Origin of the sequence: Paenibacillus sp. FA6 (assembly GCF_051550225.1) — a bacterium.
Classification (GTDB): Bacteria; Bacillota; Bacilli; order Paenibacillales; family Paenibacillaceae; genus Paenibacillus_AQ.
In genome coordinates this window covers 4,626,535-4,649,502 of sequence record NZ_CP188820.1, presented here as the reverse complement: position 1 = coordinate 4,649,502, position 22,968 = coordinate 4,626,535, and the positions used below count along the sequence as shown (strand labels likewise).

Here is a 22,968-nt window from a genome sequence, read left to right as displayed (position 1 = left end):
TGTGAAAGAAACGATTGATATTAAAGGTGCGCGGGAGAATAACCTGAAGAATGTTTCGCTTTCGATTCCTAAGTATAAGCTGGTTGTCCTGACAGGTCCGTCGGGTTCGGGTAAATCGACGCTGGCGATGGATACACTTCAGCGGGAATGCCAAAGACAGTATATGGAATCGATGGGTTTGAGGTCGGATTCGGTCAGCAAACCGAAGGTCGAGTCTATTCAAGGACTGTCCCCGTCCATCAGTGTTGGACAGCATGTCACCAACCGCAATCCGCGTTCGACGGTCGGGACTGTGACAGACATATACACGTATATCCGTTTTATCTTTTCCAGACTGGGGGAGCGGACATGCCCATCTTGTAGCGGCAGCATCCCGCCTTCCTTTGAGCCGGCAGGACTGTTCGCTGAGGAAGATGAGGACATGGAACGTCAGACGATGAGCTGTCCGCATTGCCATACAGAACTTGAGAAACTGGGAATGTCACACTTCTCCTTCAATAAGCCAGAGGGAGCATGCGTTACGTGTAGTGGGCTTGGTCATGTGGCAAGCATCAATGAAGCGACTGTTTTCAATCCGGAGCTCAGTTTGCGTGATGGGGGAGTTGCTTCTCTAAACGGTGTCCATCGCGATATTCAGATTCGTATTTTAATGGCGGCTGGTAAGCATTATGGATTTGACCTTGATCCTGATTTGCCGTTGAAAGATTACGGTGAAATTCAGCGTGATTTATTGTATTACGGAGTGGAGAGTGAGGCATTCAAGCGTCATTATCCGAACGCGAAGTCGATTCAAGGTACTAAGTTTGAAGGTGTAATACCTGGGTTGTGGCGGCGTTACAAAGAGAAAGAGGGTGAATCCGGCGCTCGGGAAAAGGACGGTGGATTTTTTCAGGAACAGCTTTGCTCTGAATGTCACGGAGCTCTTCTGAAAAAGGAAATTCGTCTTGTTCGGGTAGCTGACGCATCGATCTCTGATGTATCGGATTGGTCGCTTAGTGATGTATACGAGTGGACGAAAGGGTTACAGGCGGTGATCGCCCCTAAAGGGCTTCATCTGCTTGAGCCGATCCTCCATGATATGCCTGCAAGGTTAAAGCGGATTATGGATGTCGGACTTGGCTATCTATCTATGAACCGCCAGACGGTAACGCTGTCCGGTGGGGAAGCACAGCGGTTGCGGCTAGCATCGCTGCTTGGTTCAGGCCTGACCGGCGTGTTGTATATTCTGGATGAACCGACAGCAGGCCTTCATCCTCGAGATACGGCTGGTCTTATTCGGGTGCTTCAGGAGCTGCGCGATCTGGGTAATACAGTGCTCGTGATTGAGCACGATGTCGAGATGATGCGTGCTGCCGATCATATGATCGATATCGGTCCAGGTGCTGGAATATACGGTGGGACCGTTGTAGGTGAAGGTAGCTTAGAGGATTTGATGGCGAGTGAACTTTCGGTTACGGGCGCCTATTTGAGAGAAGAGAGTCTCACAACTCCCATACGCGTCCGCAGGAAGGGGAACGGACAGCATATCACGATCCGGGAAGCTCAGATCCGCAATATTAATATTCCTGTCGTTTCCTTTCCACTTGGTTGTTTAGTGTCTGTAACGGGAGTCTCCGGGTCGGGTAAGTCCACGCTTGTATTCGATATTCTTGCGCAAGGAAGTCAGCAAGGCCATGAGCTGAAGGGATGTAAGGAAATGACCGGCTTGGAGCAAGTAGGTAATATCATAATCTTTGACCAAACGCCAATGGGGAGAATTCAGCGCTCGAATGTCGCGACTTATACCGATGTGTTCACGCATCTGCGCCAGTTGTTTGCTGGATTACCTGCGGCTAAGGAAAAAAAGTTGACCTCGAAGCATTTCTCATTTAATACGCCGGGAGGTCGTTGTGAGACATGCCAAGGATTAGGCGTGTTGTCCGTAGATATGAATTTCCTACCCGATCTCGAGGTGAAGTGCCACGACTGCAAGGGTAGAAGGTTTACCGATGAGGTTCTACAGGTTCAGTATGAAGGCTTCTCGATCTCGGATCTACTGAATATGTCGGTGCAGGAAAGCCTCCCGGTTCTCAAGTCGGAGACCAAGATTGCTGGCATCATTGGGATGTTATGCGAGGTTGGATTGGGCTACTTGAAATGGGGTCAATCGGTCAAAACTTTATCTGGCGGTGAGGGACAGAGGATTAGGCTGGCGAAAGAGCTGAGTAAGCCGTCCAAGAACCATACGCTCTATCTGTTGGATGAGCCGACGGCCGGCCTTCATCCATCGGACATTAAACAGCTTCAAGTATTGCTTAATAGACTAGTCGATACAGGCAATACCGTTATTGTTGTCGAGCACAGCTTAGAATTGATCCGGGAATCCGACTGGGTGATTGATATTGGTCCAGAAGGTGGCGCAGCTGGAGGCAAGCTAGTAGCCGAAGGTACACCGGAGCAGGTAGCTGAAGTATCGGCTTCTTACACGGGCATGTTCTTGAAGCGGATTTTGGTCGAAGGGCTCTGATTAAAGATGGCTCCTATGTTAACTCACATCGAGTTAGTGTAGGAGCCATCTTCTTTAAATCAGGTGATCGACGGATTTCGTATTTCACAAATAGATACAGAAAGTACACTTAATTAGCAGGAAAAGTTCAGAAAGAGAGAATCAGTTGTACAAAGGACAGTTAAAAATGGCGATAACGCTGAAAAGTGGAGTTTCCAGTAATGTAGATGTACTCCATGCAACTAAAGTTAGCTTCAGAGGGATTGGGTTGAGTTTAGATGTAACTATTGCACCTAATAGTGAATGGCGGCGGCGGAAGGTGACTATTGGTGATGGTGTTGCAGCTCATACCTGCTAGCGATACAATGTATCACTGGCATCGGAAACTTAAAGTTCTTCACTATATGAACTCCCTCACCAAGGACGCCGAAGGGCGCTTTTCTTATTTTTTCTTTATTTTAAAGGAAAAGATCGAATGTTGTCGAATATACTTTTCCACTATATGATTACAGTGCAACAAAGTTTCGCAATGATAGAGTTTGAGGGAGACAATTGAAATGAGTAGATTGAAGGAATATTTCAAAGAGAGTATTAAAAGAAGAATTACGGCTATGATGGTCGCCAGTCTTGTACCCATTCTAATCGGAGCGCTCATCGTGCCCTTGAGTACCTTTAAGATTGTTCAGAACTACGAGAATGCAACCCATGAATTAAGTGAAAGACAGAAGCATATTACGGAAATTGCGAGCCATACGAATGAAATTATTTTGCGGGTTAGGGGCTATTTTGCCTACTTGGATAGCTATGAGTATGAGCAAATTTTTCAATCCAAGGAGGAGTTGGACAAGTCCCTAACTGCCTTCAAAAGTAAGATGTTGACCGGTGAAGAGCAGGATCTAGTCCTTCGTGTGGAAAGCTTCTTTGATAACTATTTAACGAATGTCCTACCTAAAGGTGCTGCATTCGCCGAGAATGGGGACTATGACTCGTTGCGTCATCTCATCACGCAGGGAGAGAACAACCCTGTTAACGAAGTGATCCTCTACGCCCATAAATCAGAGGAACAAATCCGAGCGCAGGTGGAATACGAGAATGACAGGTTGCTTCGAAACTTGTTTCTCCAAGCTACTTATTTCATCATATATATATTCATCGTCCTTAGCGTATCGATTGTGATTACTCGGAGATTATCGAGAGATATCGGAGATCCGCTACAACAATTGTCTCATTATGCGATGAACTATGTCGAGGGTGAAATGATGGATGTAGAAGTATTGGATCGTAAGGACGAAATCGGCTACTTGTCCAGATCATTGAATGGCATGATTTATGAGATTAAAGAAAAGGAAGAGGAGTTGCTTGCTCAGAATGAAGAGCTTCAATCCCAGCAAGATGAATTGGAGACTCAGCAAGATGAGCTTCAGAAGGCCCTTAGCAAGATGGAAGAGAATGAGGTGTATTTGAACAAGCGGAATGTATTGAATCAATCCTTATCAAATACGTTGGATAAAAGAGAGCTTCTGGACAGCATTATTCGTAATGTTGTGGAGATCACCCAGACGGATAAAGGCGTACTTTTATTAATGAATGAATTACAGGATCATGCTGCTCACGGAATCTCTCCGGAAGAAACATTACAATTTCTGAACGGATTTGAGCAGAGTGCAGCCTTACGCTCTTTGTATAACAAGCAATTGTTTTTAAGGGAAAGGGATGCCACAGTTGGGGAGAGGGGTTACATCTCAGAAAATATTCAGGCGTATGACATATTCATTCCTTTATATAAAGGAAATGGAGATATTATGGCTTGCATGGTGCTAACTCGTGTGGGTAAGGCTATAGCAAATCGGGATGAGCAGGAAATATTGGGTTTAGCCGGTCAAATCTCATTATCGCTTGAGAAGTTGGAGATGTTCGAGGCGGCGGAAGAACAAAGGCAGATCACTCAGGATATGTTGAATACGATTCAAGAGGGCGTCCAGCTAATGAACCTTGACGGGAAATCTCTTCAGGTCAACAAGAAGCTATACGATCTTATGGGGCTTTCCTATGATGATTCCCAATTGAAAGGAATGTCCCTAAACGACTTCATGGCTCATCTTACCCCTAGAATTGAGGATTCCGAGTCGATGTGCAAGTATATTAGAAATGCTTTGAACGGTGACAGGGAGCAAGCTCAGAGTATGAACTATGTGCTAAAGAAAGAAGAGAATCGATATATTCAAATTTATTGGGAGCCTATATACCATAATAAGCAGAAGTTCGGTATTCTGCTCGTTCATCGGGATATCACCATGGAGCATGAGGTGGACCGAATGAAGTCGGAATTTGTTAGCACCGTCAGCCATGAATTACGAACGCCATTAGCTAGCATTCTTGGTTTCTCAGAGTTATTGTTGCATCGGGAATTAAAGCCGGAACGACAACGCAAATATATAGCTACGATTCATCAGGAGGCTGAGCGTTTGACACAATTGGTCAACGACTTTCTAGATCTACAACGAATGGAAACCGGCATTCAGTTCTATGATTTGAAGCCAGTAGATATTATTTCTCTTGTAAAGGAAGTGAAAGAGCTACAGCAAGCTAGTACGGCAGATCATAGAATCATTTGGAAGACATCTGATGAGTTAGTATCGGTGTTCGGTGATCGGGACAAGTTATATCAGGTGCTGGTCAATTTGGTGAGTAATGCGATCAAGTATTCTCCATCCGGAGGTGAGATTACTATAACCTCGCATCGAGAAGGCGACAAGATATGGATTGATATTACAGACGAAGGTTTAGGGATTCCTGAGCAAGCGCTCTCGAATGTCTTTACCAAGTTCTATCGTGTCGATAATTCCGATCGACGTGAAATCGGTGGAACAGGACTAGGTCTTGCTATTGTCAAAGAGATTATTACCCGTCATCAAGGTGATGTGAGAGTGGAATCACAATTGGGAGAAGGAAGCACATTTTCGATTATTCTCCCAATGTATGAGAGGCCTGCCGCTCCGATAAAGATGAAGCGATCCTCACAAGGAACAAATGAAGCAGCTTCCTTGGATGTGATGCTTGTCGAGAATGACCATAATCTTTCCGTGATGCTTCAAGATGAGCTTATTGAGGGAGGATATCATACGAATGTTTTCTCTGATGGAATTAGTGCTATTCATGCGATGGAAGATCATCCGCCGGATATCATCGTCCTAGATTTGAAGCTGGAGCCAGAAATGAGCGGTTGGGAAGTAATTGAGATCATGAAGGCTTCCGACAGACTGAAGGGAATCCCGATCATTATCTCTAGCGCTTTCGAAGAGAAGGAGAAAGCATTGCAATGGGGTATCTCTCATTTTTTAATAAAGCCGTATGTTTCTGAAAAATTAATTGAAGCTATCGAGAGTATAGCCTTTGAGGGAGAAGTCAATTGACTACAGAAAAATATAAACAACTTCTTGAGAAACGGATTAGAAGTTCGTTCGATGATTGGGCAAACAGAACTTCGATAGAGGAAAGAGAAATCTATCGATTTCTGCATAATCTCAAAGGTACGGCCGGTACGATAGGTATGACGGAGATAGAGAATGAAGCGGAAGAAAAGCTAAGTTTATTTTCAGATGAGGGTACTCGTCTTTTCACGTATTCTGAATGGTATGAAGTACTAAAGCCTTTGCTCATGGATATTCCCTTGAATCTTACTGAAGTGAATCCTTCCGAAAGCCTCGTTGTTCAACAAATTGCATTACCAGAGCTTACCGAGAATCGAATTCTGATCATTGACGACGATGTCGAATTGGCTGCTTATTTAAAGGGGATATTGGAGGCGCGTAGCTATCCGGTTAATATCGCGTTAACGGCAGAGCGTGGACTAAAGCTCTTCTACGATTGGAAGCCGGATATGATTCTTTTGGATATCCTTCTTCCAGATACGAATGGGTTGGAGGTTCTCAACCAAATTGTAGAGAAGTCTCAACAGGAGCATTCACCGATCATTGTTATTAGTAGCGAGGATACGAAAGAGAATCGAATTCATTCCTACCGCTCTGGAGCCATGGACTTTTTTGCCAAACCGATAGATGAACAAATATTGATCGCATTAATAGATAATAGGTTTCAAATGAAGCGGCAATGGGAGCAATCCATTATTGTAGACGAGTTAACGGGTGCATACAATCGCAGGCATTTCAACCGGACGATGAGACAGCTTATTTCGAATTTTAAGCGTTTGGGACACGTGTTTACTCTCGTACTTATGGACTTGGATCATTTCAAACGAGTTAATGATACCTATGGTCATCTCATGGGAGATGAGGTGTTGGAGAAGTTTTGCGATATCATCATGGCTGCGAAACGTGATGAAGATATTTTATGCCGCTACGGTGGAGAAGAGTTTGCGTTGCTTCTTCCAAATACGAGCAAAGCGGAATCCACGGGCCTTCTAGCGCGTATTCATGATCAGCTTGAGTCACACTTATTCACAGTTGAGGATCAATACTTTCAAGTTACTTTCACTGCAGGTATAACGGATTGCCAAATGGACAATGCACATCCGAAAAGTCTAGTTGAAGAAGCGGATCAGGCACTCTATTTAGGGAAACAATCCGGGAGGAATCAGACGATCCACTTTTCACCGCAAATGGTTAATAACCATAGCGAGCAAAAGCTAAATATAATCATTGTAGATGATGATCGTTTTATTCGGGAAATCGTTGTCTCCCAATTCATGAAGTGGCAACCGAATAGAAATATACATGTATCAGTGCAAGGATATGAGGATGGTATTCAATTTATTGATTCTGATTGGTATTCAGAGCAAGAAAAGTACATTATTTTGCTAGATGGCATCATGCCAGAAATGGACGGAGTAGAGGTGTTGAGAAAGCTTCGTGATGAATATCCAGAACGAAATATTGTCATTGCTATGTTAACAGGTAGAACCAACCAAACGGATATTATTCATGCACTTCAACTTGGAGCAGATGATTACATCGTTAAACCTTTCCAAATATCTGAGCTAATATCAAGGATCGAACGATTAGTACAAAAAATACTTAAATAATGAGAATGTTGGAGGTACTATGAGAAAAATATTGATTGTAGATGATGATGAGATTCTTCGTATGTTGATCGCAGATACACTTGAAGACTTAGATGTGCATATAGATATCGCCGAGGATGGTAGAATCGCTCTTGAGAAGTTAAATGATACTGATTATGACCTGATGCTAATCGATTATATGATGCCGGAGCTGACCGGGATAGAAGTGCTAGACCGACTTTCAAGGGAAAAGAAAGATAGGATGGCCATTCTTATGCTAACCGCTAAAGCTCAGGATTCGGATCGAACGAAGGCATTGGAAGCGGGAGTCGGAAGATTTATTCCCAAGCCATTTAGTCCGTTAGAGCTGTTAAAAGTAGTGGAGGAAATTTTGGATAGATGAGGGTATTATATGCCTAATTCAAATCCGAACGAATGTAGTTCACATAGCAGTACAAAGAAACGGACCCTAGGGAATTTCATAGGGTCTGTTTCTTTGTACTGGAGTGAGCTTGAAGCTTGGTTATTGAGGTGATGATTTAACGAACAGAGGAATTAAACAAGCACTATATATTTCGGTAATCTATGCGAGTGTTTCGACATTATTCATCTTATTTATTTAAAAGTTTAAGCGATTAAACTATCACGATAATGAATGCAGTAAGGCGTTATTACGTGTTGATAGAAGGTACCTGAGTATAATTACAACTATATTCACCCAAATAATGGTTGACAGAGTATAAATAACAAGATAATATCTTGATGAAAGTTTAAACGCTTAAACTTTTAGGCGTAAATAAAAGGTGGGTCACAATGAGGTGTAGTAAAGGGGGGGCGTCGAAGGGTTTGTGGTAACGGAAGTTTCGCAAGTATGAGACCGCTTTCAAATTTTGTGATTTACTATTTGTTGGAGCGGAATAGACTGAATGTGAAAATACAGAAGAGGACAGAGGCGAAGATTATGCTGAAGAGGAGCAAAGGGAAAAATCGCGATAGCAAGCACTTTTACTTTTTTATTTCTCCCTGGATTATCGGCTTTATTGTGTTTGCGCTATACCCAGTGGGGGCATCATTCTACTACAGTTTCACGGATTATGACATCATCAATGCGCCTGTTTATGTTGGATTGGAAAACTTTAAGGAGCTATATCATGACGAACAGTTCTGGAACTCAATCGTTGTAACGCTCAAGTATACCTTCATTAGTGTGCCTATTATGTTGTTCCTTTCCTTGATGTTTGCGATCCTAATTAATCAGAAGGTTCCCTTTAGCGGCTTCTTCCGTACAGCGATGTATTTTCCGAGCATGATTTCGGGCGTATCCATGTCGCTACTCTGGTTTTGGGTGTTTAATCCGCAGGCGGGATTGTTTAACTATGGTCTATCCTTTTTTGGAATCGATCCTATTCACTGGTTCTTGGATGATCAATACGCATTGTGGGCGCTGATTATTATGTCGTTTTGGGGCTTGGGTGGAGGGATGCTTATCTTTCTAGCAGGGCTTCAAGGGGTGCCAGCTCATCTATTAGAGGCGGCTAGGTTGGATGGAGCGGGTAGATGGAGATCATTCTGGAACATAACGCTCCCAATGATTTCACCAGTATTTCTCTTCCAGCTCATTATCGGGGTCATTGAGTCGTTCCAGGTATTTACACAAGCGTATACAATTACGCGAGGTGGGCCGAGTTATTCTACTTGGTTTTATGTGTACAACATATACATCAATGCGTTCAAGAACTTCCGCTATGGTTATGCATCCGCTATGGCCTGGATTCTTCTAGTAGCGGTTATGCTCATTACCTACCTGATCATGAGGGCGTCGAATCGCTACGTTTACTACGAAGGGGGGAGTAACCGTTGAGAGAAGTGGCCATCAGAACGAGTACGCCATCGGCAGATAGAAAGAAGCCGAAGCCGAAATGGGTACAACTTTTTGGATTTCTAATCCTGCTCATAGTGACGATAACGATGCTGTCTCCGGTTTGGTTTATGATTACAACTTCTTTGAAGACGACTAAGGAAATGCTCGTGTTTCCTCCGACAATTATTCCAAAGGTGTTCGCATGGGAAAATTTCAGTGAATTATTTACCAATACGGACATTAAGTTCGGTCAGCAGTATATGAACAGCTTGATTGTGGCAATATTCACGGTTATCGGTACCGTATTTTCTTCGTCTTTCGTGGCGTTTGGATTCGCGAGATACCGGGTGAGAAGCAGTGGATTGATGTTCATGCTTGTGCTCAGTACCTTAATGCTACCTTACCCAGCGATTATGATTCCGCAGTTTCTTTTGTTCATGAAGATTGGACTACATGACTCCTTACTCCCACTAATTCTACCGTCCTTCTTCGGATCCGCTTACATGATCTTTTTATTGAGACAGTTCTTCACTACGATGCCCGAAGAGCTATATGATGCCGGTCGGATTGATGGTTGCAGCGAATTTCGACTGTATTGGAACTTAACGCTTCCCTTAGCAGGAGCAGCACTATCGACCGTTGCAATCTTCTCCTTTATTTGGAGTTGGAATGACCTGCTTGGTCCTGTACTATACCTGGATTCACAAGAGAATTTCACGCTTCCAGTAGGGATGGCTGCCATGCTGTCGTCAAAGTTCCGCTTAGCCCCATGGAATCTATTAATGGCGGCTTCGATTCTATCAGTATTGCCGATCGTAATGCTGTTCGCAGTGGCGCAGAAGAGATTTGTAGAAGGAATTGTTCTTACAGGGATCAAATAGAAATTCGTATAAATGGTATCTATACAAATTGAGGGGGAATTTTAGTATGATGTCTAAGAAGCCAGTGTCTAAGAAGTTGAAGTTTACTGCAGTTTGTTTGATTCTCGCATTCGGAATGTTGGCGACAGCATGCTCCGACAAGGACAAGAATAAAGATGGGCAAGTGACCATCACGCATTTTACAATTGATTCGCCTGACAGAACATTTGTTGAGAAGTTAATTCCCGACTTTGAAGCCAAGCATCCAAACATCAAGGTTAAAGTAACCAAAGCACCTTATGAGCAGTTCGATTCCAAGCTACAATCCTCCATTGCGGCCAAAAACGCTCCCGATGTGACATCTCATTGGGGATACGGTGGATTTATGGAGTACTTCAATAAGGATTTGATCATGGATTTGACGCCTTATCTGGAGGGATTTAACGGATCCGATTACAACATTCCCGATGATGTCATGAATATCTATAAGGTAGATGGTAAAACGTATGGTATTCCGCTCAATAGCTATGTAACAGTTATGCTGTATAACAAGGATCTCTTCGATAAGGCTAAACTTCCGTACCCTCCAACGGATTACGAGGATAAGAGTTGGACCTTTGAAACGATGGTAGAGTATGCTAAGAAGATGACAGTTGACTCCAAAAACCTAGAGGAAGCTCAATATGGACTTGATTTCGGATTCGGTGAGCGTGATCAGCGTCCGCAGTACTTCGGAGCTGATGTGTATTCCGAGGATACGTGGAGTAATGGAGGCAAACCTTCGGAGATCAATTTGACGAAACCAGAAGTCGTAGAAGCTTACAAAACGATCTATGGTCTCATTTATGATCAGAAGATTTCTCCGACACCAGCATTCACCCAGACGGTATCCGGTCAATTCGGTGATCCATTCTTATCAGGTAAAATAGGAATGTCCGTCGTTGGCTCATGGAGCTTGGCTGCGGCTTCAGATTTCAGCTTTAACGTTGGTGTGGCTGCGGTTCCGCAAAGCCCTAACGGTGATGTGAGAAGTGTGCTGTACGTGGATCCATTATTCGTAATGAAGGATTCGAAGCATCCGAAGGAAGCGCTGGAGTGGATCAAGTACTTGATTACGGCTGAAATTCAGGAGAAGTCAATTGAACTTAGCGGTGGAAACCCACCAGTTAACCAAGCTGCTGCAGAGAAATATTACAATAACTTTGAAGGTATCGATCCAGCAGGTATAAAGCAAGTGTTCGACGGAGCCTATAAATATGGCTTTGAATCCTATAACCATCTTATTTCCAACTACTCACAAATTAATGAATTGTTCATTAATGAGCTGGCAGGTGTCGAGAATGGCGATAAGAAAGTCGAAGATGTGCTTCCGGATATTGAGAAGAAGCTGAAGGACCTTCTGGCAAGAGTGAATAAATAATGATCCGTGGAGGGGAGCACTGTACTGCTTCCTTCCACTTTTTGCAAATAGGAATCAAGGGTGGCGTCTTTATGAAAGTAAGTATATTTGATGTTGCTAAGAAATCAGGATTGTCCATTGTGACGGTATCACGCGTATTGAATAATATGCCCAGTGTAAGACCGGGCAACAGAGATCGGGTTCTTCAGGCGATGAAAGAGTTAGACTATCATCCTAATGCATCGGCTAGAAGTCTTGCTCGAGGAAAAACGGGTATTATCGGATTAATGTTAACAACACTGCATGATTCATTTCTGGATGCTGTGGTGAAGGAGGTCAATGATTGTTTGACTGAGAACGGTTATATTCTTGCCATATCTATCTCCAATAGAGAGGATGATCAAGTTCACAGATCGCTGTTCCAGGAGGATCGCGTGGACGGAGTGATCTTATTGTCGCCCATGGATGAAGATGAATACGTTCTGGAGCTGAAGAAGAAACAAATTCCATTTGTCATGCTCGACAATCAGCAGATTAATTCGTCTGCAACATCCGTCATCGTGGACAATTTCAAGGGTGGATATGAAGCAACGAAGCATCTGATTGACTTAGGTCATAGGGATATCGCACATATTAGCGGTCCAGAACTGTTCCTTAGTAGTCGTGAAAGGGAACGAGGATACTGTGCTGCATTACGGGAGTCGGGCTTAGATCCATATTGTATTGAACGTGGAGATTTCGAAATATCGACAGGATATCGAATCGCCCGAAGCTGGATCGAAGCTGGCAGATTGCCAACTGCTGTATTCGCGTCAGATGATTATATGGCCCTTGGTGCTATGAATGCTTTTATTAATGAAGGAATCCGAGTGCCTGATCAGATCTCAATTATCGGATTTGATGATCAGATCATTGCCTCAGAATTTCATCCGATGCTGACTACGATGCGGCAACCAGCAGAACAGATCGGACGAACAGGGGTTGAATTACTGCTTAAAATCATTAGCGGAGAATCCAAACGAAGCGCCACTGTTCAATTAAATTCCGAACTTGTGATTCGGGAATCCACCTCGCGTAGAAGCTAAGAAAAATGAAGATTATAGGAGTGGATTATCGGGTCTTATTACATGCGACTTGATAATCCATCATATTAAATCCTGTTGATGTTCTGTATCTGTGTACACGGTTATGAGCACAGTTGCAGGTCCATCGCCTATATTCTTCACCAAATGGGGTGTGCAGGCATTCCAACTAAATGAATCTCCTTCTCCAAATTCAGCGGCATCTTCTCCTTGTTCGGCATAGATCATACCTTTAATGACTACATGTACTTCTTCTCCTTCATGCGCATGCGGAGATTCACCTGTTGAGGCTCCAGCTGGTAATTCGACTAACATCATTCTTACGTTTTTAGTTGAGCTTAAATGCTCCACCTTCAGATCCCCAGTGCCACTCTTCGTTATTCTCCGTTCGTCTTTTCGCACGATATTCATGCGATCCTCTTTTTGTAGCAATAAATATGCCAAGGGTACTTTCAGAGTCTTTGCAATGCTTTCCAATGTGGCAATAGAGGGGGATGTCTTATTCGTTTCAACCTGGCTCATGAATCCTTGGGATAACCCTGTTGCTTCACAAATGTGAGCAATGGTCATATTTTTTCGTTTGCGGATTGCTCGTATTGTGGAGCCGATATCCATTACTGTTCACTCCTATAAATATTTGTAATATAGATTATAACTTCATATTAACAATATTGTTGTAGACATACTAGTATAACATGTGTTAAATTTCTTATATCGATATTATATCTTTATTACTTATAAATATTAATTAAAGAGGTGGATATTCTAGAAATATTAGTTTTATCAAAATATAAGAAAGTATAAGTTTCACTTGAAACTCTATTCCTTATATTTCCGCTGAAACAGGTACCGTCTTGAAAAAGACGGCATAGCCGTTTCTACTTGGCAGAGTAAATACGATAAAAGAACAAGGTGGAGAAAAATGATGACGAAAGAAACAATGGTATCAACTTTAATGCGTGTCGTATTGGGAATATTATTTCTAGCTCATGGAATAAGTAAATTACAAATGGGTCTAGGAAATGTACAGGGTTGGTTTGACTCTATGGGTGTGCCTGGATTCTTGGCATATTTGGTGGCGGCGTTGGAATTGATCGGAGGTATTCTACTTATTATAGGTCTCTTTACTCGGTCTGTATCCGTCTTATTTACGGTTATGCTCCTTGGGGCGATTGTTACAATGAAGCTATCTGCAGGGTTGCTTGGAACCGACCAAATGGCTGGATACGAGTTGGATTTGGCTTTTATGCTGGTGACGATTTATTTAAGTGTTGCCAAACCTACGGCATTGTCTATCGATCAAGCTTTTCTTAGAAAACGTAGCGCATAATATAAAAATAAGAAGCCTTCTGATGGGCTCACATCAAACTCCAGCGAATTGTTGTTGGTAAAAATAGCATGACCCCCAGTATGGAATAACTGAGGGTCATGCTATTTTGTATTTTATTTGATGATTCCGATCCCGACAGCGCCCCATATCATCTTCAAGGAATGCATGGAGATCTACTTTTTTAGGACTTACTCTTTCTACCATATACGAAGTATAATATTAAGGCGGACATGATCATCAGTATGACAGAATAAACCAAACTAAATGCTTTTGCGTCTACCGAAGCTGTTGCATCAGTGCTGTTCTTGATAACAACACCAAGGGGTTGATATACGGGATGATACAAGAAAACGGTGAGATCGTAATCCGCTAGTATGCCGTTGAAATTTAAAGCAAGAACAGCTAAGGTTGATGGCAGAATGATCGGTAACAATACTTTTCTGAATGTGTAGAAGGGTTTTGCACCTAAATTTTTCGCAGCATCTTCAAGATTACTGTCTAAACTGAAAAAAGACGCTTTAACCATTCGGAGTGTAAATGGAATGTGTACGATCACATAGGCAATGAATAGCATCCAAACCGTTCCGACTAAAATAGTATTTCCAATAATCAGTCTTGGTGTATTGAAGGTTACGATAAGACCAATCGCGATTAATGTCGAAGGTAACATCCACGGTATGAGCAGAGAATACTCAAGAACATTCGTCCATTTATTCTTATATTTATGCAAAATTCGTGACGCGATTAACCCTATAGCGACCACGGTTACGGATGCTAAGGCTGCATATGAAATACTGACCAAATATGGTTTGAAAGCGGCCATGCTAGAAAACACAGTAATGTAATTATCTAAGGTGAACCTACTGAGATCCAATGTTGCTGTGGATATACTCTGCACGTCGGTAAATGAGAAGACAACAATAAGGATGACCGGAATGACATAGATTAAGAATAGAAAATAAGCAATGACATGTGCAGCAACATTTCCGATCTTACTATTGATCTTTTGCTTAACAAGTTCTGATTTCACTTTGGATACCGAGATGAAATTTCCCTTTCTTTCAAATCTGATCATAATCGACAATAAAATGATTGTTGCTAATCCAAGAATAAGCGCCAATAGCGCGGCTAAATCTCTTGAAGTCAGGCTTTTTGAGAACGTAAGGATCATGGGTGTAATCGTTTGGAATCCTGTTCCACCTACAATCAGAGGTGCTGATGTCGCAGCCAATCCTGTCAGGAAGAGAAGTATCGTTAAAGCAAACAAAGTCGGTTTTAATACTGGAAGAACAACGCGCCATAGAATATAAAAAGTTGATGCACCCATGTTCTTCGCTGCTTCGACCGTTTGAAAATCTATTTTTCGAATGGCATTACTTAGGAAAAGAATATGATTGGATGTACATGCAAATGTCATGACAAAAAGAACCGCCCAATAACCCTGAAACCATGTCGTATCAAAGGCGGGAAACAGACTTGTCAAGAGCTTTGTCATATAGCCGTGTTCACCATATACAAATTTGTATCCTGATACCAGAACGACACCGCTATAGATAAGAGTTGTAAAGTAACCAAGTCTTAATATTTTTGCACCTTTAATATCGAAATATTCTACAAACAGAACTAAAGCAACACCAATAATATTGACTGTGATAATAAGGGATACAGCTAATAAAAAACTATTATATAAACTCCTCATCGCGCGTTCAGATGATAACAGTTTTTCTACGGCTTCAAATGAGAACTTTCCATCGCTAAAAAATATTTCATAGTAAACATTAATATTAGGGTAGATTAGGAAGGTGATGACAAACCATGCAATTAGACCATATAAGATAAAAGTCGACAGTTTGTTTGATGTTAAAACGGTTTTTATTTTTTCTACAATCAACGTACTTCACCTCCGTCCTTAGTACTGTAGGATATCATCGATATTTATATACATGTCAATCTCGTCACCTAATTGTGTTTGATCAAGTCCACTGTCTTTCTCGATGGTCTTTAGTAACCCACCACCAGCAACTTCAATCAAATACTTTGTATAGAGTCCATAAAATTCCTGGTCAACAATTCTTCCTTGTAATTGAATAGTATCTATATGTTCAGGCAGGGGAGACAGACTCACTTTTTCATTTCGAATATAGGCTACTTTTTGCGGATCAATGAAATCTTTTAATCGACTATTCTGTATCATTTCTGGATCAAGCTTGTTGATATCCCCAATAAAGTTACAGACAAATTCCGTTTGTGATTGATTGTAAATTTCTTTCGGCGTGCCGACTTGTTCAACGATTCCATTGTTAAATACAGCAATACGATCAGATAAAGTCAATGCTTCTTCTTGATCATGTGTGACATAGATGGTCGTAATTCCAAACTTCTTCTGAAGGCTTTTTAGTTCATTTCGCAATTGTATTCTTAGCTTGGCATCCAGATTGGATAAAGGCTCATCTAAAGCAAGAATGCTCGGCTTCAATACTAGGGCTCTTGCTATAGCTACACGTTGTTGTTGTCCGCCTGATAACTCAGATACCTTTTTGAATAGTTGTTCTTCTTTTAAATCGACTTTTTGGGCAATGTCTCTGACTTCTTGATCCACTTGAGATTTCGACATTTTTTTAACACGCAATCCAAAGGCAATATTCTCATATACATTTAAAGTAGGAAACAGGGCATAGCTTTGAAAGACCATGCTGATTCCCCGTTGTTCAATGGGGACATTTGTGATATCTCTGTCACTCAAGAGAATCTGTCCACTTGTAGGCTTAATAAATCCAACTAAACTTCGAAGTATCGTTGTTTTACCGCATCCAGATGGACCAAGAAAGGTGAAGAACTCTCCTTCTTTAATGTTTAGATTGAGGTTCTTGATGGCATGAAAATCACCGAATTTAATTTGAATGTCATTAAATGTAATCATCGTGGACTCCTATAATATATATTTTATTTCTTGAAATGTAACAGACTGCATATTGAGACATCCCAATATGCAGTCTGTTTGAGGTTTTACAACCTATTGTTCTATATCTCTATTTCTTAATTTCTAATTCTATTTTCTCTACCCAATTACCAATGTTATCTGAGATGAAACCCCAATCGAAGGCTTGCGCTTTAAGGGTGGAATAGAGTTCCTTCACTGTATCATTCGCCTGTTCAGCTGCTTTTGTATTGGCAGGCATAGCATTGAACTGCGTAGCAAATGCGCCTTGAGTTTCTGTTGATCCGATCCACTCGACGAATCTTTCTGCTGTGTCTATCTTCTTTGTCCCATTAATAATGGCTGCATGTTCTACAATCATCGGAACACCTACTGAAGGACTTACGACTCCTGGGCTTATGCCATATTGTTCTTCTTTAGCTCCTAACGTACCGGATACTACTGTTCCAAGCGGTGTTTGTCCGCTTGCAAGTTTTGCGTAGTAATCTTCACCGTCGACTGCTGGAACACCATTGTCATACAGCTTCTGGATATCATCCCAACCTGCTTGCGAAATGCCATACTCACCATTCGCGTCTTGGTATCTAGTTAGAATGCCAGCAACTACAAGCTGTGGTGTATTCTGACCAAGAAGAGTAGGGGATTCGTATTTACCTTTGAACTCTGGATTATTATATAGATCTGTCCAATCCTTCGGTGCAGTCTCCGCTGTATAAGTTGTTGGATTGTAGCCTAACAGGATAGCTTGTTTAACAAGACCATGATAATAACCTTCTGGATCGTTTAATCCCGGTTCAACATCTCCAGCCCATGCTGGAACATAGTTCACAAGGACATTTTCATTCTTCAATTGTTCATAAAGCATGTTGTTCAATCCAAATACAACATCTGCAATCGGATTGTTCTTCTCTGCAATTAGACGAGCCGTTGCATCAGCCCCGCCTGCTCCAACAAGCTCGATCTCGAATCCAGCCGCTTTCGCTTGCTCGGTAATCCACTCGCCTCGACCATCTGAATTCGCGTTTGTATAAATAATCAACTTTTCATTCTTTACAGGTTCAGCCACTGGTTCAGCCGCAGGCTCTGTTTCCGCTTTCGCTTGAGGTGCAGCTGTATTGCCATTATTAGTGCCACCACATGCAGTTACAACCAAGCATAGTGTGATTGTTAGTAGAAATAAGTTCAACATTTTTTTCATTATTGTTTTTCGCTCCTCTGTAATCCTCATTAGTTAAACTCTACGGTAGTCGTTACAGGAAAATGATCTGAAGGATACTTTCCATCGAAGCTATCAACAATAGTTCTTGTATTCAGGACGTTTACGTGCTGGTTGGCAAATATATAGTCGATTTGCTTCAGCTGTTCCCATGGAATATTATAATCAAAACCTGTGAATGTACCTGCTGGTCCATAATGTACTGCATTCGCTACTTGTCGTGTATCTTGTAATTTCTTTGTGATTTCTTGATAGCATCTCTCTTCTGGAAATGCATTGAAGTCTCCCGTTAGAATAACAGGAACATCAGAGATATGTTCTTTGATCCAACCCGTAAGGATGTGTGCACTCTGAAATCTCGCCTCTTCACTTATATGGTCTAGATGCGTGTTCAAGAATACAAATACCTTATTGCTTCGAAGATCTCTTAGCCTTACCCAAGTACATATACGTTTGCAATCTGATCCCCATGATTTAGATGGAATATCGGGCGTTAAAGATAGCCAAAAGGTTCCGCCATCTTCTTTTTCGAAGAAATCTTTTTTATAAAAGATAGGTCCATGTTCGCTGACGTTGTCCTTCTCGCGGCTTATTCCTTCATATTTGTATCCTGATAGCCTTGAAATATCATCTAGCTGATTGCCGCAAGCTTCTTGTAAGCCTACAACATCCCAAGAATAATACTCCATCATGTCGAGGACATGCTGTTTTCGATATTCCCAACTGTTCTCTCTATCAGCAGGATTATCAAAACGCATGTTAAAGGATGCCAGATTGTATAAGCTCGTGTTCAACAGACTCCCCCTTACCATAAGTTCTATCTTCATTGTAGTGGACGAATATTTGAAGTGTATAAATTAATGAACTATAATTATATTAAAAATATATCTTTTTTATTAAAAATTAACGAGACTGGAGTCCTCAATTGAATAATATTACAATTCCCCCCAAAATTATTAAGGCTTTCATCGAAGACAGAGTTAGAGATGAACAGGAAGTTTTCGTCCATCCTTCATATGAAACGGAACAAAAGTTACTACTATCATTATCAAATGGATTAATTGAAGAGGCTACAATTGCTTTGGGTACGCTAAACAGCCAAATGCGTGCTACGCTAGCAAAGGATGAGACTCGATCAATGAAAAATTCGTTAATTGCCATATGTACACTTTTTACTCGGGCGATTATTAATGGTGGTGTAAATCCGGAGTATGCATTTAGTCTTAGCGATGTATTCATATTGAAGATTGAGGAAGAAAGTGATATGGATGGCTTAAAAGAGCTTGAATACGAGATGCTTAATTCATTTATAAAGACACTAGACGACAAAAGGAGACCGACCTATAACGCTATTGTTAATAAGTCGATCTCATTTATTCATGATGAAATACTAAAGCCATTATCGCTAGAATATATTGCTTCCTATTTGAAGGTGCATCCGTACTATCTTTCAAAAATATTCAAACAAGAAGTTGGGCTCTCGATTACAGAGTATATTAGTAGAAAACGTATCAAAGATTCTAAATATTTCTTGTTACAGAGTGATCTACCCATTTCGAATATTGCCATAATACTTGGATTCTGCAACCAAAGCTACTATACGAAATTGTTTAAAGAATACAATGAAATAACTCCCCTACAATTTCGCAACAAGTTTTCTAAGGGTGTGGCCATTGACGTTTAACTGTTCATAATGTTATGCATCGTTATTCTAAACATTAAAAAAGCTGTCGAGTTTAGTCGACAGCCTGTAGTAGATCAATGGGTCTACCTAGTTCCAAATCCGTTTGACGTTATCAAAGGCGATCTTAGTTCCTTTGCGGCAATCTTCCATGCCTTCATATTCGATAGACACATAGCCGTCATAACCGGATTGTTTCACGATACGTAAAATTTCGTACATATCGAGGTCACCTTGACCGGCAATCGCGCCTCGGAGGAAGGCTCCGCCTGCGCTCTTGAACCAGCCTTCACCCGGGTTGCGGTGAGAAGGACGGACATAGAAATCTTTAATATGAACCATGGAGGCATATTTCATATTTTTTTGCACGGCTGATAACGGGTCTTCATCCACACATAGAAAGTTACCGACATCAAGCGTTGTCTTGAAGTTGGGGCGATCTACAGCGTGAATAAGAGTCTGCACTCGGTCACTCGCCTGAACGTAATAGCCATGGTTTTCTACACTTGTCGTAATCCCATAGGAATTGGCGTGATCAGCGATACGCTGACAAGCACGGGTGATTAATTCTAAATCTTCATTGAATCTTGCAATGGTTGTATCACTCCGGGAAGCTACATCATGGCGCATCAGCTTTGCACCAAGACGATTGACGCGGTCTACTTCGCTAATGACACGCTGAATTTCAGCCTCATACGCTTCTTCTGTATCTGTGATGAAGTTCGCTCCAATGGCGTAATTGGAAATATCGATACCTACTTCCGCAGCCTTCTCGCGAATTTGGTCTTCGAGTTCCGGATTACTGTTGAAATCGAATCCGAGATTAGGCACAATTTCAATATGCTGAGCGCCAATGTCAGCGACCCATGCAATGACGTCCTGGATGGTCATATCTCCTGCTGCCATAGCCTGATATAAACTATAAGAACTAATTCCCAACTTCATGGATGTATGCTCCTTTACAGAATGGATGTAGTTAAATTAACCTCGGAATGCTTTGATAAAAGTAACGGCCTTCCGGATATCTTCTTCCGGATTTGTTCCTACTTCGCGTTCAATGGTTAAATAACCATCATATCCAATTTCCTTAAGGGCTGCGAAATAGGCTGGGAAATCAACCTTACCTTCACCGAGCGGAACTTCCTCAAAGGCTGCACCAGATGCTGCCATCTCAGCGATTTTGGCATGATCCATCGCACCATATCCGAGATAACCATATACATCTCTCGGATCAACAGGACGTAGACGCTTGCCATCTTTGACGTGCGTATGAACAAGGTAGTCTTTCAGTATTTTGACGCCTGCGACTGGGTCATCTCCAGTAACCATAACCATATTGGCTGGATCGAAGTTGACGGAGACTCCATTGGTGCTTAAAGTATCGAGAAAGCTCTTCAGGTGGGCGGCTGGCTCTGGACCAGTCTCAATAGCGAAGTACGCATTCATGCTCTTCGCATATACACCGAGCTCATCGCATGCCCGTTGCATCGCGTCATATATTCGACTGTTTTGGTCGTCTGGGACAATACCGATATGGGTCGTTACGACCGAACTGCCGAGTTCTACAGCCAACTCAAGGATTCGTTTGGATTTCTCAATTTTGTCAGGATTCGCCTCGGCATCTTGGAAGCCATGACCAGCCAAATCACCGCATAACGCCGAAATTTCAAGTCCTAATCCGTCAATATAACTACGAAGATCTCTACGTTTGGCACCGACTAGTATAGCCGGGTCCATTTCGCCAGATACGGCATAGATTTGTACGCCATCTGCACCTACATCTTTTGCTTTCTTCAAACCTTCCAGAACGCCTACACCAAAACTATCTACAATGACACCAATCTTGTTATTCAGATTCATTTTATTATGGTCTCCTTCATACTAGAATTGAATTTCTCGTCCCTCGGCAGCAGATTGATAAATGGCATTTAATATTTTAATCATTTCCACACCGTCTTCGACAGGGCTATTTGTTTCGATAATACCTAAGCAACTGTCTACGAAATGATTGATCTCATTACGGAAGGCGCCATTGAAATCAAAAGCAGGTTGGGTGATCTGCGGATCGATATTAATCATCGTATTATGTTGTTCCGTGACGATAGATAATTTGGGCTCAATTTCGGCACCACCCTTGGTACCATATAGATTGACTTGAGCTGAGTCTTGTTTGGCATGGAGTGTGAAACTGACATCGACCAATAGCGAAGCTCCATTCTCGAAACGGATCAATGCATTTGCCATATCCTCTACATCGTTATGTGTTGCGTCATAATCGGCTGCTTTATAGAAATCATAATTCTCTATATGGGAGCGATTGCCGAGTTTAGAATAGGTATTACCGCTGACTGATTTTACTTTCGGCCTACCCATCAAATACCAGCACAGATCAATTACGTGTACGCCGATGTCTATAAGTGGTCCCCCACCGGAACGTTCCTTATCAGAGAACCAGCCACCTGGATTACCAATACGGCGAATCATGCTAGCCTTGGCAAAGTATAGTTCACCGAGATCACCAGCATCGATAAATTTCCTTAAGACGGCAATATTAGGAGCATGACGACGAACAAAGCCAACCTGAAGTATTTTACCGGTTCTGCGTACAGCCTCTTCAACCCTTAGTGCTTCTTCCACCGTCTTACATAGCGGTTTCTCACATAATACGTTCTTACCAGCTTCAAGCGCAGCGATACTGATCTCGGCATGCGAATTATTCCAAGTACAGATGCTGACAGCTTGCACTTCAGCGTTAGCAAGCAGCTCACGATAATCTGTATATACATGAGGAATATTATATTTTTTAGCAGATTCAAGAGCTCTCTCTTCATTCAAATCACAAATGGCCCATAGTTGTACTTTCGGATTGGCTTGATAAGCTTGTAAATGAGATTCGGATATCGATCCATTACCGATCAGACCTATTTTTATCGTTGTCATTGTGTGCGCTTACATCCCTTCGATTGTCATGTAAATTTAGTAGAATTTTCTCAGAATACAATACATGAACATGTTTTATTTGTTTAATTAATGCTAAATATAGCATAGCAGCCTAATAGATAGAATGGGTAGGATAACAAGATACATGGACTATAT

The 22,968-nt window shown here is 41.9% G+C and carries 19 protein-coding genes; 11 read left to right on the top strand and 8 right to left on the bottom strand.

From position 1 onward, the window contains the following. The first annotated feature begins 1 nt into the window (after position 1). The 9 genes from uvrA to ACP8HI_RS21160 all read left to right on the top strand — a co-directional run bounded on the left by uvrA (position 2) and on the right by ACP8HI_RS21160 (position 12,710). Positions 2-2,506, top strand: coding sequence for an excinuclease ABC subunit UvrA (gene uvrA, locus ACP8HI_RS21200; protein WP_438348132.1), 2,505 nt, complete (start codon positions 2-4; stop codon positions 2,504-2,506). A 145-nt stretch (positions 2,507-2,651) separates the two neighbouring features. Then, complete coding sequence (locus tag ACP8HI_RS21195) at positions 2,652-2,843, top strand: hypothetical protein (protein WP_438348131.1); 192 nt, start codon at positions 2,652-2,654, stop codon at positions 2,841-2,843. A gap of 199 nt (positions 2,844-3,042) precedes the next feature. Next, positions 3,043-5,898, top strand: a complete 2,856-nt coding sequence (locus tag ACP8HI_RS21190) for an ATP-binding protein (RefSeq protein ID WP_438348130.1) — start codon at positions 3,043-3,045, stop codon at positions 5,896-5,898. Beyond that, entirely contained in the window at positions 5,895-7,526 is a 1,632-nt protein-coding gene (locus ACP8HI_RS21185; RefSeq protein WP_438348129.1) for a diguanylate cyclase, read from the top strand. Before ACP8HI_RS21190 ends, ACP8HI_RS21185 begins: the two co-directional genes overlap by 4 nt. A 19-nt stretch (positions 7,527-7,545) precedes the next feature. Beyond that, positions 7,546-7,908: a response regulator gene (locus ACP8HI_RS21180; RefSeq protein WP_438348128.1), complete on the top strand. Its 363-nt coding sequence runs from the start codon at positions 7,546-7,548 to the stop codon at positions 7,906-7,908. Between the two features lie 468 nt (positions 7,909-8,376). Then, the gene (locus tag ACP8HI_RS21175; RefSeq protein WP_438348127.1) at positions 8,377-9,366 is read left to right on the top strand and encodes a carbohydrate ABC transporter permease; all 990 of its coding nucleotides are present in this window, start codon (positions 8,377-8,379) and stop codon (positions 9,364-9,366) included. 5 nt (positions 9,367-9,371) lie between these two features. Continuing rightward, on the top strand, positions 9,372-10,247 hold the full coding sequence (locus tag ACP8HI_RS21170) for a carbohydrate ABC transporter permease (protein WP_438351931.1): 876 nt from the start codon (positions 9,372-9,374) through the stop codon (positions 10,245-10,247). A gap of 46 nt (positions 10,248-10,293) precedes the next feature. Next, entirely contained in the window at positions 10,294-11,646 is a 1,353-nt protein-coding gene (locus ACP8HI_RS21165; protein ID WP_438348126.1) for an ABC transporter substrate-binding protein, read from the top strand. A gap of 71 nt (positions 11,647-11,717) precedes the next feature. Next, positions 11,718-12,710, top strand: a complete 993-nt coding sequence (locus ACP8HI_RS21160; protein ID WP_438348125.1) for a LacI family DNA-binding transcriptional regulator — start codon at positions 11,718-11,720, stop codon at positions 12,708-12,710. Between the two features lie 60 nt (positions 12,711-12,770). Here ACP8HI_RS21160 and ACP8HI_RS21155 read toward each other — a convergent pair whose 3' ends face one another. Continuing rightward, complete coding sequence (locus ACP8HI_RS21155; RefSeq protein ID WP_438348124.1) at positions 12,771-13,322, bottom strand: helix-turn-helix domain-containing protein; 552 nt, start codon at positions 13,320-13,322, stop codon at positions 12,771-12,773. 307 nt (positions 13,323-13,629) lie between these two features. On the opposite strand from ACP8HI_RS21155, the gene ACP8HI_RS21150 reads away from it, so the two are divergent. Then, positions 13,630-14,037 (top strand): DoxX family protein, encoded by a 408-nt coding sequence (locus ACP8HI_RS21150; protein ID WP_438348123.1) that lies wholly within the window; start codon positions 13,630-13,632, stop codon positions 14,035-14,037. A gap of 181 nt (positions 14,038-14,218) precedes the next feature. Here ACP8HI_RS21150 and ACP8HI_RS21145 read toward each other — a convergent pair whose 3' ends face one another. The 4 genes from ACP8HI_RS21145 to ACP8HI_RS21130 form a co-directional block, all read right to left on the bottom strand. Continuing rightward, positions 14,219-15,928, bottom strand: a complete 1,710-nt coding sequence (locus ACP8HI_RS21145; protein WP_438348122.1) for an ABC transporter permease — start codon at positions 15,926-15,928, stop codon at positions 14,219-14,221. An 18-nt stretch (positions 15,929-15,946) separates the two neighbouring features. Then, positions 15,947-16,957 carry an ABC transporter ATP-binding protein gene (locus ACP8HI_RS21140; RefSeq protein ID WP_438348121.1) on the bottom strand — a complete coding sequence of 337 codons (1,011 nt, stop codon included), beginning with the start codon at positions 16,955-16,957 and terminating at the stop codon, positions 15,947-15,949. A gap of 109 nt (positions 16,958-17,066) precedes the next feature. Further along, the gene (locus tag ACP8HI_RS21135) at positions 17,067-18,176 is read right to left on the bottom strand and encodes an extracellular solute-binding protein (RefSeq protein ID WP_438351930.1); all 1,110 of its coding nucleotides are present in this window, start codon (positions 18,174-18,176) and stop codon (positions 17,067-17,069) included. Between the two features lie 26 nt (positions 18,177-18,202). Beyond that, positions 18,203-18,985: an endonuclease/exonuclease/phosphatase family protein gene (locus ACP8HI_RS21130; RefSeq protein WP_438348120.1), complete on the bottom strand. Its 783-nt coding sequence runs from the start codon at positions 18,983-18,985 to the stop codon at positions 18,203-18,205. A 131-nt stretch (positions 18,986-19,116) separates the two neighbouring features. Here ACP8HI_RS21130 and ACP8HI_RS21125 point away from each other — a divergent pair, with 131 nt between their 5' ends. Further along, a complete protein-coding gene (locus ACP8HI_RS21125) occupies positions 19,117-19,875 on the top strand; it encodes a helix-turn-helix domain-containing protein (RefSeq protein WP_438348119.1) in 759 nt (252 codons plus the stop codon). Between the two features lie 87 nt (positions 19,876-19,962). Here ACP8HI_RS21125 and ACP8HI_RS21120 read toward each other — a convergent pair whose 3' ends face one another. Genes ACP8HI_RS21120 through ACP8HI_RS21110 form a run of 3 tightly spaced genes read right to left on the bottom strand, consistent with a single transcriptional unit; the run spans position 19,963 to position 22,812 of the window. Beyond that, entirely contained in the window at positions 19,963-20,817 is an 855-nt protein-coding gene (locus ACP8HI_RS21120; protein ID WP_438348118.1) for a sugar phosphate isomerase/epimerase family protein, read from the bottom strand. Between the two features lie 36 nt (positions 20,818-20,853). Then, on the bottom strand, positions 20,854-21,732 hold the full coding sequence (locus tag ACP8HI_RS21115) for a sugar phosphate isomerase/epimerase family protein (protein ID WP_438348117.1): 879 nt from the start codon (positions 21,730-21,732) through the stop codon (positions 20,854-20,856). Between the two features lie 21 nt (positions 21,733-21,753). Further along, entirely contained in the window at positions 21,754-22,812 is a 1,059-nt protein-coding gene (locus tag ACP8HI_RS21110; protein WP_438348116.1) for a Gfo/Idh/MocA family protein, read from the bottom strand. Positions 22,813-22,968 lie beyond the last annotated feature (156 nt).

Coding starts and splice junctions, on each gene's coding strand:
- ACP8HI_RS21190 (WP_438348130.1), top strand. CDS start 3,043: ATGAGTAGATTGAAGGAATATTTCAAAGAGAGTATTAAAAGAAGAATT.
- ACP8HI_RS21180 (WP_438348128.1), top strand. CDS start 7,546: ATGAGAAAAATATTGATTGTAGATGATGATGAGATTCTTCGTATGTTG.
- ACP8HI_RS21175 (WP_438348127.1), top strand. CDS start 8,377: ATGAGACCGCTTTCAAATTTTGTGATTTACTATTTGTTGGAGCGGAAT.
- ACP8HI_RS21165 (WP_438348126.1), top strand. CDS start 10,294: ATGATGTCTAAGAAGCCAGTGTCTAAGAAGTTGAAGTTTACTGCAGTT.
- ACP8HI_RS21160 (WP_438348125.1), top strand. CDS start 11,718: ATGAAAGTAAGTATATTTGATGTTGCTAAGAAATCAGGATTGTCCATT.
- ACP8HI_RS21155 (WP_438348124.1), bottom strand. CDS start 13,322: ATGGATATCGGCTCCACAATACGAGCAATCCGCAAACGAAAAAATATG.
- ACP8HI_RS21150 (WP_438348123.1), top strand. CDS start 13,630: ATGATGACGAAAGAAACAATGGTATCAACTTTAATGCGTGTCGTATTG.
- ACP8HI_RS21140 (WP_438348121.1), bottom strand. CDS start 16,957: ATGATTACATTTAATGACATTCAAATTAAATTCGGTGATTTTCATGCC.
- ACP8HI_RS21120 (WP_438348118.1), bottom strand. CDS start 20,817: ATGAAGTTGGGAATTAGTTCTTATAGTTTATATCAGGCTATGGCAGCA.
- ACP8HI_RS21115 (WP_438348117.1), bottom strand. CDS start 21,732: ATGAATCTGAATAACAAGATTGGTGTCATTGTAGATAGTTTTGGTGTA.
- ACP8HI_RS21110 (WP_438348116.1), bottom strand. CDS start 22,812: ATGACAACGATAAAAATAGGTCTGATCGGTAATGGATCGATATCCGAA.